The sequence below is a fragment of the Lysinibacillus sp. NPDC058147 genome (genome assembly GCF_042884205.1).
GTDB lineage: Bacteria > Bacillota > Bacilli > Bacillales_A > Planococcaceae > Lysinibacillus.
In genome coordinates, this window is the sequence record NZ_JBHVUJ010000006.1 from 189955 (window position 1) to 204324 (window position 14370).

General features: G+C 36.0%; 14 protein-coding genes and 1 riboswitch. Of the genes, 5 read left to right on the plus strand and 9 right to left on the minus strand.

The genetic code is table 11. The annotated features are described in order from the left end of the window. Nucleotides 1-41 precede the first annotated feature (41 nt). The 5 genes from ACFVT8_RS18170 to ACFVT8_RS18190 all read right to left on the minus strand — a co-directional run bounded on the left by ACFVT8_RS18170 (nucleotide 42) and on the right by ACFVT8_RS18190 (nucleotide 4975). Nucleotides 42-776 carry an ABC transporter permease gene (locus ACFVT8_RS18170; RefSeq protein WP_387084530.1) on the minus strand — a complete coding sequence of 245 codons (735 nt, stop codon included), beginning with the start codon at nucleotides 774-776 and terminating at the stop codon, nucleotides 42-44. Further along, entirely contained in the window at nucleotides 777-1487 is a 711-nt protein-coding gene (locus tag ACFVT8_RS18175) for an ABC transporter permease (protein ID WP_387084532.1), read from the minus strand. It abuts the gene before it with no gap. Continuing rightward, the gene (locus ACFVT8_RS18180) at nucleotides 1484-2395 is read right to left on the minus strand and encodes an ABC transporter ATP-binding protein (RefSeq protein ID WP_387084534.1); all 912 of its coding nucleotides are present in this window, start codon (nucleotides 2393-2395) and stop codon (nucleotides 1484-1486) included. Before ACFVT8_RS18180 ends, ACFVT8_RS18175 begins: the two co-directional genes overlap by 4 nt. A 562-nt stretch (nucleotides 2396-2957) precedes the next feature. Continuing rightward, nucleotides 2958-4310 carry a HAMP domain-containing sensor histidine kinase gene (locus ACFVT8_RS18185; RefSeq protein ID WP_387084536.1) on the minus strand — a complete coding sequence of 451 codons (1353 nt, stop codon included), beginning with the start codon at nucleotides 4308-4310 and terminating at the stop codon, nucleotides 2958-2960. Then, nucleotides 4307-4975 (minus strand): response regulator transcription factor, encoded by a 669-nt coding sequence (locus tag ACFVT8_RS18190; protein ID WP_387084538.1) that lies wholly within the window; start codon nucleotides 4973-4975, stop codon nucleotides 4307-4309. Before ACFVT8_RS18190 ends, ACFVT8_RS18185 begins: the two co-directional genes overlap by 4 nt. 1108 nt (nucleotides 4976-6083) lie before the next feature. Between ACFVT8_RS18190 and ACFVT8_RS18195 the strand changes: the two genes are divergently transcribed. Then, nucleotides 6084-7145, plus strand: a complete 1062-nt coding sequence (locus ACFVT8_RS18195; protein WP_387084540.1) for a hypothetical protein — start codon at nucleotides 6084-6086, stop codon at nucleotides 7143-7145. Nucleotides 7146-7579: 434 nt separating this feature from the next. Here the strand turns inward: ACFVT8_RS18195 and ACFVT8_RS18200 are convergent, their stop codons facing one another. Further along, a complete protein-coding gene (locus ACFVT8_RS18200) occupies nucleotides 7580-8023 on the minus strand; it encodes a VOC family protein (RefSeq protein WP_387084542.1) in 444 nt (147 codons plus the stop codon). Between the two features lie 78 nt (nucleotides 8024-8101). Beyond that, nucleotides 8102-8911, minus strand: coding sequence for a GNAT family N-acetyltransferase (locus tag ACFVT8_RS18205; RefSeq protein ID WP_387084544.1), 810 nt, complete (start codon nucleotides 8909-8911; stop codon nucleotides 8102-8104). A 227-nt stretch (nucleotides 8912-9138) separates the two neighbouring features. On the opposite strand from ACFVT8_RS18205, the gene ACFVT8_RS18210 reads away from it, so the two are divergent. Next, nucleotides 9139-9984, plus strand: a complete 846-nt coding sequence (locus ACFVT8_RS18210) for an aldo/keto reductase (RefSeq protein ID WP_387084546.1) — start codon at nucleotides 9139-9141, stop codon at nucleotides 9982-9984. An 82-nt stretch (nucleotides 9985-10066) separates the two neighbouring features. Here ACFVT8_RS18210 and ACFVT8_RS18215 read toward each other — a convergent pair whose 3' ends face one another. Continuing rightward, nucleotides 10067-10450, minus strand: a complete 384-nt coding sequence (locus tag ACFVT8_RS18215; protein ID WP_387084548.1) for a winged helix-turn-helix transcriptional regulator — start codon at nucleotides 10448-10450, stop codon at nucleotides 10067-10069. Nucleotides 10451-10560: 110 nt separating this feature from the next. On the opposite strand from ACFVT8_RS18215, the gene ACFVT8_RS18220 reads away from it, so the two are divergent. The 3 genes from ACFVT8_RS18220 to ACFVT8_RS18230 all read left to right on the plus strand — a co-directional run bounded on the left by ACFVT8_RS18220 (nucleotide 10561) and on the right by ACFVT8_RS18230 (nucleotide 13613). Then, nucleotides 10561-11745, plus strand: a complete 1185-nt coding sequence (locus tag ACFVT8_RS18220) for an MFS transporter (RefSeq protein WP_387084550.1) — start codon at nucleotides 10561-10563, stop codon at nucleotides 11743-11745. A 371-nt stretch (nucleotides 11746-12116) separates the two neighbouring features. Beyond that, a complete protein-coding gene (locus ACFVT8_RS18225) occupies nucleotides 12117-12527 on the plus strand; it encodes a YuzC family spore coat inner layer protein (RefSeq protein WP_387084552.1) in 411 nt (136 codons plus the stop codon). A 148-nt stretch (nucleotides 12528-12675) separates the two neighbouring features. Then, a riboswitch (SAM riboswitch) is annotated at nucleotides 12676-12781 on the plus strand. Nucleotides 12782-12875: 94 nt separating this feature from the next. Beyond that, complete coding sequence (locus ACFVT8_RS18230) at nucleotides 12876-13613, plus strand: cyclase family protein (RefSeq protein ID WP_387084554.1); 738 nt, start codon at nucleotides 12876-12878, stop codon at nucleotides 13611-13613. Between the two features lie 55 nt (nucleotides 13614-13668). On the opposite strand, the gene ACFVT8_RS18235 is transcribed toward ACFVT8_RS18230, so the two are convergent. Beyond that, complete coding sequence (locus tag ACFVT8_RS18235) at nucleotides 13669-14265, minus strand: DedA family protein (RefSeq protein WP_387084556.1); 597 nt, start codon at nucleotides 14263-14265, stop codon at nucleotides 13669-13671. Nucleotides 14266-14370 lie beyond the last annotated feature (105 nt).

Here is a 14370-nt window from a genome sequence, read left to right on the forward strand (position 1 = left end):
ACTTGCCCGACTGGTGAGGATGTAGTAAATCTCCGATTACTTTATACTGCTTTTCGTTGGAAATATAAATATCCTCCAAGGAAAAACAGGACGAATCCTCCTCCTACAACTGTTAACAATTGATCCCAAGGCACGAAGAATACATCACCTGTATTGCCTCCTATATTCATCATCAAGAATGGCTGCCCCCATGGATAGTAAGGTCCAAAACGTGCAGAATTGACTGCTAATATAGACGGTAAAGTAAAAATAACATTTACTGCAAATGGAGCAGCGAAACTTTTAAACATAACGGACATCCAAAGCTGCAACGCGACTAATGGCATTGTCGCTAAACATCCACCTAGAATACTCTTCCACACAATTTCCATTGGGAAAGGATCTGAGTATCCTTTCATAAGTCCTACTGCATATATAGAACATAAATATAGTATCTGCATCGCCATCACAAGGATCATAATTAATACATACTTTGCAACAAACACTTTCCCTCTTGTCACAGGTAGTGCTAAAAGTTGTTTCCAGCCACCAGATTGATGTTCATATCTACAAATAAGACTCGCAAATACTCCTGAAATTAAAGGTAGGAATAATAATGCATACAATAAATTCATAGAAATTAATGTGCTATACCATTCATTAATTCCGGAATCTACCATATCACTAAAATTCGATGTTAATCCGATAAAAAGTCCAATTATAGGCCCCGCAAAAATAATTGGCACCATTTTAGATTTTCGCAGTTTAAACCATTCAGCGCTCAGTATAGACCACATTTACTTTACATCCCTTCTAGCAAAATCTATCATTCCGATAATATACAGTAAAATACCAATGCCTACTCCAAGCATGACATTAATAACAGGCTCATCCCATTGATTCATTAATGATGGCCATTTCCAAATCATCCAATCAGGCAATACATACGAGGAGTAGGCAAAAATCACACCGAAAATACCTACTGTAATTGGTATCCCCTGATTATGGCAAACGCTTGCAATCCAAAGCTGAAGTGCCAATATCGGTAACGCAGCAAAGTATGGATAATAAGCATATTTAGCAAGTTCCACATATGGTATGCTATTTCCTAAATCTAAAAAGACTCCATAAGACAGTGTCAATATCATTAAAATCGTGGAAGACAACAACAATAAAATTGCTAATACAGTGAATTTTGATAAATACACTGTTAATTTAGATACAGGTAGTGCAATTAATTGCTTCCAAGCGTTCGTTTCATTTTCAATGCTCGCCATAAATGAAGTTAAAATAGCAATCCCTAGAACTATAGCAAGTGGTGTAAAAGAATGAACGTTTAATAAATAATAGCCCCAATCGTCCTCGCTTTGCTCTAACAAATAGTCCTTCCTTACGCCGTAATTTACCATTTGCATCGCAACAACACCGATTGGCCCTAAAGCTGTTAAAAACCATAATCCTTTGCGTTTAATTTTCAAAAAGTCAGAAGTTAACAGTTTCCCTATCATAGCGTTTGTTCTCCTGTTGTCATTTGAAGGAAAATCTCCTCTAAAGATCGTTTCTCTTCCTCTACTCGGTAAACCGAAACGCCTTCTTGTACAAGGATTTGTACAATATGCGCTACCTTTTCGTCTGAGCATTCATCAAATAAAATGATGTCATCCTTATGTTCTGCCTTAATGCCATTTGCTACTAATGAACGCCAGCCCTTTCCACTATCGCTCACTTTAATTACTACCTTTGGCTGAGCAAATCTACGCATTGCTTCAATTGAATCTTGGAAAATCATTTTCCCCTTTGTAACAATGCCTACTTGAGTGGCCATTTGATCTATTTCAGATAATAGATGGCTTGAAATAATAATCGTCATTCCATATTCTTCAGGAAGTCGTTTAATCAAATTACGAATTTCGATAATACCAGATGGATCAAGACCATTCGTTGGTTCATCTAAAATAAGTAATTCAGGATTATGTAACAAAGATGCAGCAATACCTAAACGCTGCTTCATCCCAAGAGAAAAGCCCTTTACTTTTTTATCTGCGGCATCCTTCAATCGAACAATTTCTAAAACTTCATCGATGCGTGATTTCGGAACACCTAAAATTTTTCTTAACGCTTCTAAATTTTCATAGGCCGTTAAATGTGGATAATAGGAAGGGTTCTCTACTAATGAACCAACTTTTGCTAAAATATTAATCCGTTCCTTCGTTAAATCTTTTTCGAAGATTTTGATTGTCCCAGAAGATGACTTCATTAGGCCAAGAAGCATACGAATCGTAGTAGTTTTTCCCGCTCCATTAGGTCCTAAAAATCCATATATTTCACCTTTACGTATTTTTAAATTTATATTTGATACAGCTTGCTCTTTACCAAAACTCTTTGATAAATTTTCTGTTTGTACGATATATTCCATTGTCCTCACCTCTGTAATTATCTTAAGCAACGAAGGTTAAAAACAGGTAAGGTCCTAGTTTAAATTTTGTTTAAAAAAGATACTTTATCGTAACGTGGGTTGATTTCCGTTCCGGCTGGGCGCTTTGTTGTTGCTGTCGCTACGCTTTCGCACAGATAAAACAATCGCTGCCGCTTCGCTTTCGCGCAGAGCAGAGCTTTCTGGGGGCGTCCGATGAGCCGCTTGGGCCAACACGATGTTGGTCACGAAGGCGTTATCACAGGATGTGATGCTTTTAGCCTTCGTTCCTCTATCGCTAATCCCCAAGGAGTCACCCAGCCTCCACTCCAATCAACTTATTTACATGGCATACGTTTTAACAAATGCCATCCATATTTTTGTGATAAACATTAAAAAGAAGATAGCAATTCCAATCACCTTACTATAAAGTACTGCTCCATTCTACTTTTCTAAGGAGTCTGTATGCATTATGAATAAAAAAACAGCATACCATAAGCATTGTTGACATACTGTTTGGACAATTACTAAAATGAAGCATGCCTTAGCATGCTTCACGAAATCTCTATTTGTAGTGTTTAATTTTAATCTTTGTGCCGGATTCGTTTGACTCAATATCCCAGTCTAAATCCATGCCCTTCACCATAATATCAACAATCGATAAGCCGATACCGGCACCTTTGGCATTGGATTCATTTTTCATTCCTTTTCCTTGATCCTTTATGATAAATGCGTCATAGTGCTCTGTCGATTCGGTTTCCAGGCCAATATATTTCCCGCTGCTCGCATGGCGCAATATATTTTGAAATAAATTATCGAATATACGTCCAAGCCAAATCGGATCAATTTGCCATTCATTTTTTTCAAATGGATGTAGCTCAATATCGATTTCAAAGCCTTCCTTTTCAAACACTGGATACCAAGTAGTCATTTGCTCACGCACAAAACGAATAACATTGATATTTTTCGCCTCAAATTTATATTTACTAGCCATCAGCAATGTATACGACATTAAATTTTCTATTAAAGCGTCAATATTAACAATCGACGTTTCCATTGCCTTAATCGCTTGCTTTCCATCCTCCGATAATACCTCTTTACTAACTGAATATGATTGTGCTCGTATTTTCGTTAATGGTGTTCGTAAGTCATGTGATAAATTTGCAATCAATTCTCGTCTTAGCTGTTCTTCCTTCTGCTCACGATTCTTACTTTCCCTAAGCTCACATACCATGCGATTAAAGCTTTGTTCAAGCTGACCAATTTCGTCCTTCTTCTTGACCTTCGCTTCAATAGGTAAACCATCTACATCTCGAATTTCCATCGCTTCCTGAAGATGCAATAATCGTTTTCGAATCCCTCTGAAGAATAAGAAAGATATAGCAATAAAAAATAAAATAATCGCAATAACGCCAACAATTAAAAGGTTCCCATATTGTTGATAAACATTTTTAAGAGGTGGATTAAACACTTCTCTAGGAATCTCAAAAACGATAAACCCATTCGATTCGTCCTGTCCTAAAAAAGCTATAACCGTAAACGGATCTTCCCCATAATGATCTTTTATAAATTTTGTCGTAAATGCTGGCGTCCATTTTAATGGTAACTGCTCCGTCACATTCAATGTTGTAAGTAATGTACCGTCCTCACTTACCCAGAACATGGATGATTTAGGGTATTGATCCTTCCAATCTTTAAAGTGTTGAGCAATTGTTTCCTCTGTGACATTTTTTATATTCTTAGCTTCTACAAGCCATTTTCCCTCTACTTCGCTTTCCCTGAGAACTTCGCTTGAAAAATCAGTTTTTCCTATCCCAAACATAACAGCGGCAATAGCAAAGTATGATAATTGAACAATAGAGATGGCTAAAAATATGATCAACATATACTTTGCTAATAATGATCGGAAAAATCTCATAGTTTCACCCTATATCCAATGCCACGAATGGTTTCGATAATCGTCGGCTTGGCAGGATTTATTTCTATTTTTTCTCTTAAGTATCGAATATGTACCATTAATGTTTTATCGCCTTCTATGTAACTTTCACCCCAAACACCTTCATAAAGCTGTTCCTTCGTTAAAATTTGATTTAAGTGGCGGATAAAATACTGTAATAGATAGAACTGCTTACCGGTTAATTGAATTTCTTCATCCGTCTGCTTATTGATAATACGCATATCTTTCGTATAAATTTTTAGATGCTGAAGATCTAACACATCATCATTCTTTTGATATCTTCTTAGTAAAACCTCAACGCGAGCTATAAGTTCATCTGGATGGAATGGCTTTGTCAAATAATCATCCGCGAAATTGAGCCCCTCTATTTTATCCTCTACAGCAGTTCGTGCTGACAGCATTAAAATCGGAATTTCTTTATTTTCTCGCTTAATTCTTTTGCCAATTGAAAAGCCATCTAATCCTGGTAGCATCACATCCAATATAGCGATATCCTTAGAGCCTATGTGTTGATCGACCTCTTCCCCAGATTCAAGCCATGTAACCTCATATCCTCTTTCCGTTAAATCCTTTGTAACCCATTGACCAATCTCTTTTTCGTCTTCTATGTACAATATGCGATACAAAATGGTAACCCTCCCAATCTAATCTATATATTAGAAATAAATGTTATTAAAAGCATATTCGTATTATACGATTTCATAGATTTGTACTCAATGGGAAGCGGCTCCCTATTTGTACAAAAAGAATGAGCGACTATGCAACCATTCTTTTTCTATACTTACAACTCTTTATTTTTCAAAAACTCTTCCACTTCTGTGGTCCGCTTCTTTTTCATCATTTTATCTATTTCAATCATATCTTGTTTATTTAATACTCAATATCATCAACATAGAAATCTTCTTCATATTTAATAACTTCTTCGCCCACAATAGACATCATTTCTTTCAAAAGAACATCATTGCCATTAACAATTTTACGTTTCATTTTTTGATATAACGAATTTTTCTTCTTTTGTCATGTTATAAAAAGAAATTTGAATTGATTTCATTAACCACATCCCTATCTTATTTTTTATTTTATGATGACAATATGTCATATACTGCTTGATCTTCGTAGCGAACAACGACTTTTCCATTTATTACACCGCCATACATCGGACCCAAAACTCCTTCTAACAAAGGTTGCCCTGGTAGTTCTTCTCTTGTAGAAGTCCTCTTATGACTCCAACTGACTTGTACTTTGAAACCACTCGATAAATAACAATTAATTTCCCCTCTCAAATATGATTTTTAAAAACAAAAAAACTGATTCATCCATAAAGGATCAATCAGCTTTATATATATTTCACGCATAAAGCGAGAATATCAACTATTAACATTATTGCTATCAAATAAAACTTATGGCATAAAAATGCCTATCCTTCCTTAAAAGAAACTTGGATTAATACACTTGTGTCAAATCTTTTCTGTAAAACAGAAATGTAATGACTTTCGCTTGAATCGAATTTAAAAAAATTACATATACATTAGCAAAAACGTGTAACATGCACCAACATTCGGAGTAGCCTAATCGATTGCATAAAAAAAATAAAATGAAGGTTGTTTTATTCCCCCTCTTAAACACTTTACTTATATGAGAGCGAGAAATCGTTGATAACAAGGTTCGTGGATAACCTTAATCAACGACATCCACTAGTCTCACATCTCAATTAACTTTTAGGAGGAAATAATAATGGCTTCATGTTCTCAATCTGATTTAACTGCTGTGACAATCCCAAATGTTGTGCCATCTGTAAAATTATACGGTAAGGCAAGTAATAATCAACGTTTTTTCTTGTCTGATAATCCAGAAACTATTAATAGCTCTGTTCCATTTACTAATGGTTATGCAACTCTTTGGGCAGATGCTGCATCTGGATTACAGAGTGTAACTTATCGAATGTTCGTTTGGCATCTAAATAACACAGGTGCGACTATCAAGTTCGGTGTTACCATTGGTAATGGCTCAAGTGGCAGTACGTATAAAGTCTCTGGTGTTAAAGACTGTATCGATACGATTACCGGCTTTGTAGCTCATGGGAAATGTGCCGCAAAAGCTTTACTCGGAAATACATTAACGCCTAGTTCTCCGGTTGATAGTTCCATTGCAGCGGGGAAAGTTGGATTAGTTAAAGAATGGAAAGTACCAAATGGTTATTTGGTAGGTGGAATTATTGAGTTTACTTTATCGTCTAGTTCTGCAATGTCTTATAAAGTCCGAACAGTAGCTGCTAAAAGTACTACTGCCGATCTTCGTAGTAATCAAAATGCAGTTGTTTCACCAATTGGGACTCATCCGCGTGGTTCTTGGAACTTTTCCAATATCGACGGCTTTGGTACTTCAGGTGGCGATGCTGCTCTATATACTGTCGGAGACGGCAATAAAAGTTTCTCCATAAATAATGGAGGTAATGATAACCTAATGACTAAAGAAACTAGCTATTCGCCTGGCGATGCTGTAGCAACTAATAAGGGGCATTATGGTGTTATTTACAAGGCGAATATCACTTTCAAAAACCCAACTCAAACCGATAAGACATTAAAGGTATATTTGACAGGTCGTGGAGGTTCATACGGCGGCGCTGTACGTTGGAACAATGGTCCAACTTACGGTGTTCCTACACTGTCTTCCAATACCCAAGGTGTTCGGATTGCTACATTTACTCTACCTAAAGGAACTAGTGTTACACATCCAGTCTATACTTCTACAGCTGGCTCGCTTAACACCCCAGCGGCGATACTGATTACAGAGTAATTAAATATAGTAAAAAATTTCTCGTTAAATAAAGGAACCCTGTAGCTTATCGTAAATTCTCCGATGAGCTACAGGGTTCTCTACATATCATAATATAATAGTCATTCAGAAACATCTTGGAACGTTAAACCAAGGAAAACGGTATAACTGCTTAATTGGGTATCACTAATTATTTGAGCTTTATCTATAAGGTAACCCGTACTCATATAAGGTGTTAAATCAAGGTCCCACTCAACCACAAACGGCGTGTATAAGTTCATGTAATGAACTAGTCTTCTGATTATAGACAAATGGAATTTGATAATTCATTTGTTGAGTAGAACGTAGATGGTCAGAGAGTTCGTTATCCTATGAACGCAGGTCCTATTGAACGTCTACAATTAACTGACGGAACTTGGATCAGCGCATCTTAATCAAAAAGACCGCACTTACTTTTATTCGGTAATAATCAACATATCATGATCATCAAACTGCCACATGTCCCCATAAGCAACTTCCCAATGGTAGCCGTTTGGATCTTGGAAATAGCCACTATAGCCACCCCAGAATACAGTCTCTGGATCCTTGACGATTTGCGCTCCGGCATTTTTAGCTAATTCAAACACTTGATCAACTTCTTCTTTCGACTTTCCGTTATAAGCAAGTGTAATCCCGTTAAAGCCATTGCCGATAGCTGGTGGATTTGCCTCGTTAATATCTTTTACTAAACGGTCAATCGGAAACAGAGAGATTTTTGTCCCTCCATTATTAAAGAAAATAACATCTGGATTTGTTTCCTCACCATACACAATCACTTCAAAACCCAGACCCTCTCTATAAAACCTAAGAGACTCGACCATATCTTTTACACCCAATGTAATTAAATTTAAACGATTCATCCCACTCTCTCCTTTATAAAAGATTCAATTACTTATTCTATCTTAAGCATTGAATCCCCTTCTAACTTCTTGCAATCCTCATTTTGCTTCTGTCCATATACTTTTTGTATAAGCCATTCTTAATCCACAGCGCTCCATATTATTTTGACTTATGGATGCAAATTTCGCGTGACCTATCATTAAACTACAATTTTGTTGAAGAGCTTCGTTGATACGAAACTGTATTAATGCTTGGTGAATCCCTTGATTACGGGCAATTGGTTTCACGGCAGATGCAGCTAAAATGGCTGTTCCATCATTTATATACAAGGAACCGATACCTACGTCCTCACCCTGAAGAGAAGCAATATAAAACGACCAACCGGGCTTGTCATACAAAACTTGATTATTGATTGCAACACCTTCTGCTAAAAATGCTGGCATACCAAAACCTTCAACATAGATATTTCCGTAACGGTCAAATTCGTCTTCCTTAATTTGTCTTAGTTTAATGCACGAATTCTTTGTTTTCTCTACTGTCTCTTCGTTTAGCTCACAATATAATGTTGCATGAAAATCACTCTGATAAAGACCAGCATTATGTAATTTTTGTAGCGAAGTAGCATTTATATATTGAGGTGCTAAATCGAAACGAACGGGTATTTCTCTTGTTCTATAAAAGCTTAGGATTTTATCTATTGTATTCTCCGAACCCAAGCTATTACCCTTTACCACATTGTAAGAGGGACCGGGGATATTTTTTATGGAGAAAGCATATACACCTTCAAATTGACCAATCTCAACTCCCATAGCATTGTTCTGAATTTCCTTAATTGCATTAAGCCTTGATTCGAACATCTTAATCTCTGTCTCTTCTAAGTGATTTGCCAAGTTTTTCGTTATTATCATACGTTCACCAACCCTTTCCGAAGATTCAATTTTCTACCACTCATTGTAACGTATACAGAGGACAGAACCACGTAAACAAAAAAAATTTCTTACAGTGAACCATTGATATCTCACAAAAGTAACCTCTACGTTTCTATGAAACTAAAAAGTGCGTACTTTTTTTTGCAATGGTATGGAAGCATAATGAGAAAGCAACAAAGCACAAACGAAAATTGGAGGACAAAAAAATGATTAATAATTTACAAGATAAAATTACATTAAATAACGGTTTACAAATGCCTGGTATGGGTCTAGGCGTATTCCTAGTACCGAATGATGTTACAGCAGAAATGGTGAAAAATGCGATTGAGGTTGGTTACCGTAGTATCGATACTGCTGCTATTTATGGTAATGAAGCAGGTGTTGGTGAAGGTATTAGTCAAGCACTAGCAACTACTGGTTTAAAACGTGAGGATTTATTTATTACATCTAAAGTATGGAACGATGGCTTGAGCTACGAAGAGACAATTGCAGCATACGAAGACAGCTTAAAAAAATTAGGGCTAGATTATTTAGACCTTTATCTTATTCATTGGCCAGGTAAAAATAAATTTGCAGAATCTTGGAGAGCACTTGAAGATTTATACGAGCAAGGGAAAATTAAAGCTATTGGGGTATGTAACTTCCAAGTATCACACTTACAGGATCTTCTTAAAATCGCTCGTATCAAACCAGTTATTAACCAAGTGGAACTTCATCCACGATTACAACAAACTGAGGTCCGTTCATTCTGCGAAGAGCACAATATTCAAATGGAAGCTTGGGCACCATTAATGCAAGGTGGACTTCTTGAAAATGAAACTATTTCTAAAATAGCTGAAAAATACGGGAAATCAAATCCTCAAGTTATCTTACGCTGGGATATTCAAAATGGTATCGTCACAATTCCAAAATCTGTGCGCAGAGAACGTATGATTCAAAACGCTGATATTTTTGATTTCACACTAACTGATGAAGAAATGGCTATCATTAACGCCATGAATCTAGATCAACGTGTTGGACCAAACCCAGATGAGTTTGATTTTGTAATGTAAAACGATGGCTATGTAAACGTGAAAGAGACTGTCTTATTTTCTTAGTATAGAAAACTTTTTAGACAGTCTCTTTCCAATCTATTTAAGATGTATGCTTTATTGCGATATCTTCATCACGTTGCATTATTAGTACATCTTCACCTTTATCTTGTAGTACTTCGATATGTTTTTCACCCCAAGTGCAAAGCATATTGAGCACAGGGTCCATCTCTTGACCATAAGGTGTTAGCGAATATTCAACTTTTGGTGGTACTTGATTGAAAACCTTACGATCAATTAATCCTGACTGCTCTAATTCACGTAATTGGCTCGTTAGCATTTTTTGCGAAATGCCTGGAATCAATCGACGAAATTCATTCGTACGAATTTGACCATGGTGGTTAAGATGACAAAGAATAATAGGTTTCCATTTGCCCCCAATAACTTCAAGAGTGGCTTCAACACCAATATTATAAACTTTTTTCATTGTAAACCCCCTGTAATATTCAATAGTAACTAAAAGTACCCTATATAACTTTTAGGCATATATGAATATTACTATATACTATAAAAGAAATCAAAGGAGATATTATTAGAATGAAAGATACAAAAGTGCCGAATGCCAAACTAACATTACTCGCACTTGCGATTAGTGCATTTGGTATCGGTTCTACAGAATTTATAAGCGTTGGACTACTTCCATTAATTACAGAAAATTTTGATATAACATTAAGTACTGCGGGTTTAACCGTATCCATATATGCACTAGGTGTAACTATTGGTGCACCGCTTTTAACAGCATTAACATCGCGCATAAGTCGCAAAAATGTATTACTGCTTGTTATGGTACTATTTATTATCGGTAATTTACTTGCAGCATTAGCACCCTCATTCTCATTACTACTAACGGGGCGTGTTATTTCAGCATTAGCACATGGTGTGTTTATGTCTATTGCCTCTGTTATCGCTGCAGATGTTGTAGCGCCTAATAAACGAGCAAGTGCAATAGCTTTTATGTTTACAGGACTAACATTAGCAACTGTGACTGGTGTCCCACTAGGGACTTTTATTGGACAAATAACTGATTGGCGAATGTCGTTCATTTTCATAGTTATCATAGGTATTATTGGCTTAATTAGTAATGCCCTACTTGTACCTAGTCAATTAACTAAAGGGAATCCAATATCTATTCGAGATATCGGGAAAGTATTAGGAAATATAAGAATGCTATTAATTCTCTTTATTACTGCAATTGGATATGGTGGCGCATTCGTAGTGTATACGTATATTTCTCCTATTTTAGAGCAGTATATGGGCTACTCACCTAAAGCAATAGTCGTGATTTTAGTTGTATACGGTATTTGTGTTGCCATCGGTAATACATTAGGTGGTCATTTTGCGAATAATAACCCTTTACGTTCTATTTTTATTATCCTTATTGGCTTAGCATTAGCGCTACTCGGCATCAACTTCTTTTTAGAATCATCAATCGGTGGATTAATAATGGTCTTAATTATGGGGCTATTTATGTTTATGAATGTACCGGGATTACAGCTTTATGCCGTTCAGATTTCAGAAAAATATATACCATCAGCTATTTCAATGGCTTCAGCATTAAATATTTCGGCCTTTAACATTGGTATTTTTCTAGGATCCTACATTGGAGGAATCATCGTTCGCCAACAATCATTAGCTCATACTCCTATATACGGATTCGGTATGGTGATGGTTGCTGCAGTTACTACGTTACTATGGTTAATCTTCGATAGAAACAAAAAATAAATACATTGCTTACAGGTAAAAAAATGTGAGGAAGGTGCTGTCTAAAAAGCGCCTTCCTTTTTGCTATTTATTTGATTGAAGGAAAGTATCATCAAAACATGCCTTGAAATTTGGATACAGATAGTCTAATGACGATTGAATATTGCCTCATCATATATTGCACAATTTTTTTCATCTAGAAGAAGTATAAGTTGATCGAGAGTTAACCCATTCAACTGAGCCCTTTTGAACTGCCCCGTAAAAGTTAGACACCAATCTAACTTTTTTGGGTCAGATCATTTTTCTCTCAGTTTTTTCAAAGTTAACCATTAACACCGAAAGTCTTAGTTGTACATAATATAAGGTATCAGCATAGGATAGGAGGAATTTAGTTGTATTACAATCCTTATCCGTATTTTGTCTATCCTAATTATTATCCGGCATGGGTAATGGCAAATCAACCAACAATTCAACACCCTTCTAGCCATCTAGCAATGCCGACAAACCCAACAAATAGAAGCCCATTTCCAATCGTCAATACAAAGAAATTGAAGACTTCTGCGAAACGGATCAAGGTTATTATGCAGCAAGCACAATTACTTACGGATAAAATTGATGAATCAGAGCAATTTGCGCATGATCTTATGAACGCAGCACAACAATCAAATAAAACCGAAGTTGAAAAGTTAATTGCGTCAACAGGCATTACTATAAAATTCGAAACCGCATATACACCAGATGGGTTACGTATAACATTTACTGAAAGTAGCTGTTGTAAGCTAACACTAATTTTGGGTTGGTGAAGAGTTGGTCCTTTGAAAAGGGCCCTCTTTTTTTGCCTTTATAATCTTTATGAATTTTAACCTTGTATTCCTATTGAACTTGTAAACAATAAATAAATATGCTAAAGTGTTTGTAATCGTTATTTCTGAAAATTCTTATATCGTTTTTTTCTTATCAAGAGAGACGGAGGGATTGGCCCTATGAAGTCTCAGCAACCAGCCTATAGGTATGGTGCTAATTCCAATTGGCAAAAATTTGGCCTTGAAGATGAGAAGACTTACTTCAGTTGCTTTGCGCAAGAGTCCTCTTCTTCAAGGAGGACTCTTTTTTGTTTTTACATTCTAATTAAAAGAAAGCAGGGAACTATTATGACAAACGAACTTTTACAAGCAATTCAACTATTGAAATCGAAAGAATGGGTAGATTTAACACATACTTTTGGTCCAAATTCTCCACATTTCTTTATGTTTGATGATGCAAAATTTGAAACATTATTTTCGCATGACGACGGCTTCTTTGCACAACAATTCACTTTCCCTGGGCAATATGGAACACATATCGACCCACCTATCCATTTTGTGCGAGATACACGCTATTTAGAGGAATTGGAGCTAAAAGAACTAGTGCTACCACTAATCGTTATTGATAAATCTAAAGAAGCCGAAACTAATAACGACTACACGTTAAGTGTTCAAGATATTCTCGACTTTGAAGCTCAATATGGGGAAATTGAAGCAGGTACCTTTGTTGCGCTACGTACCGATTGGAGTAAACGTTGGCCAGATAAAGAGTCTTTCAGCAACAAAGACGCTGATGGCAATAATCACATTCCAGGCTGGGGATTAGAAGCGTTACAATTTTTATTCAACGAACGAAAAGTAAGTGCTATTGGCCACGAAACTTTTGATACGGATTCAGCAGCTGATTTTCGTAAAAATGGTAAGTTAGACGGCGAATATTTTGTGCTAGAGCAAGATACTTACCAAATTGAGCTTATGACAAATTTAGATAAGCTCCCTCCAAAAGGCGCTGCTATATTCAATATTGTGCCAAAGCCTGAAAAAGCGTCTGGATTCCCTGTCCGTTCATTCGCAATATTACCTTAATATAGCAAAGGGTCTGATTCAATAAATATTGAATCAGACCCTTCATAAATTTAATTTATCTAGATGTATTCTTTCTTTTGAAAACAAAATAAACAATCAACATAATGATGATGAACAATACTATAACATAAATACTGTAGCGGGATAAATATAACCCAACATAATGCCACTTCTCTCCAAGTACCTTCCCTAAGGTAATAAAAGTAAATGTCCATATAGTTGCTCCCGTATAAGCAAAGAAAGCAAATTTTTTATAAGGATAATTATTAATTGCCGCAATATAGGCAGTAAGATGTCGTACACCAGGAATAAAATATCCTATTAATAATAATATCGGTCCAATTTTTTCAAATAATTTTTTAGTAAAATCAATTTTCTGTTCAGTAATATGGACTTTCGAACCGTATTTTCGTAATAAAGGTAGCCCGAATTTATAGCCTATATAGTAACTCAGGGTAATCCCCCCCGCTGCACCTATAATAGCGCTGATTAATGCTGGAATATGTGCAAGAGTTTCTTGATATACACTATACCCTACATATGTCAAAAATATCTCATCAGGAAGTGGCAGCCCGACAATCCCCCCAACTAGGATAAGAATGATGCCAAAATATCCATAATGTTCAATAAGAGATTGCACGTGATGCGCCATAAATCCATCCCACCTAAAGCGTAATAATTTTAATAGTTAGCTTTATAATAACTCAAAGGACACAACTTTATGAGTATTATGGATTAAATACAGTTTTCTCCATGA

Excerpts from the sequence above, each read along its gene's own strand:
- ACFVT8_RS18170 (WP_387084530.1), bottom strand. The coding sequence starts at position 776 with ATGTGGTCTATACTGAGCGCTGAATGGTTTAAACTGCGAAAATCTAAA.
- ACFVT8_RS18175 (WP_387084532.1), bottom strand. The coding sequence starts at position 1,487 with ATGATAGGGAAACTGTTAACTTCTGACTTTTTGAAAATTAAACGCAAA.
- ACFVT8_RS18180 (WP_387084534.1), bottom strand. The coding sequence starts at position 2,395 with ATGGAATATATCGTACAAACAGAAAATTTATCAAAGAGTTTTGGTAAA.
- ACFVT8_RS18185 (WP_387084536.1), bottom strand. The coding sequence starts at position 4,310 with ATGAGATTTTTCCGATCATTATTAGCAAAGTATATGTTGATCATATTT.
- ACFVT8_RS18195 (WP_387084540.1), top strand. The coding sequence starts at position 6,084 with ATGGCTTCATGTTCTCAATCTGATTTAACTGCTGTGACAATCCCAAAT.
- ACFVT8_RS18200 (WP_387084542.1), bottom strand. The coding sequence starts at position 8,023 with ATGAATCGTTTAAATTTAATTACATTGGGTGTAAAAGATATGGTCGAG.
- ACFVT8_RS18205 (WP_387084544.1), bottom strand. The coding sequence starts at position 8,911 with ATGATAATAACGAAAAACTTGGCAAATCACTTAGAAGAGACAGAGATT.
- ACFVT8_RS18210 (WP_387084546.1), top strand. The coding sequence starts at position 9,139 with ATGATTAATAATTTACAAGATAAAATTACATTAAATAACGGTTTACAA.
- ACFVT8_RS18215 (WP_387084548.1), bottom strand. The coding sequence starts at position 10,450 with ATGAAAAAAGTTTATAATATTGGTGTTGAAGCCACTCTTGAAGTTATT.
- ACFVT8_RS18220 (WP_387084550.1), top strand. The coding sequence starts at position 10,561 with ATGAAAGATACAAAAGTGCCGAATGCCAAACTAACATTACTCGCACTT.
- ACFVT8_RS18230 (WP_387084554.1), top strand. The coding sequence starts at position 12,876 with ATGACAAACGAACTTTTACAAGCAATTCAACTATTGAAATCGAAAGAA.
- ACFVT8_RS18235 (WP_387084556.1), bottom strand. The coding sequence starts at position 14,265 with ATGGCGCATCACGTGCAATCTCTTATTGAACATTATGGATATTTTGGC.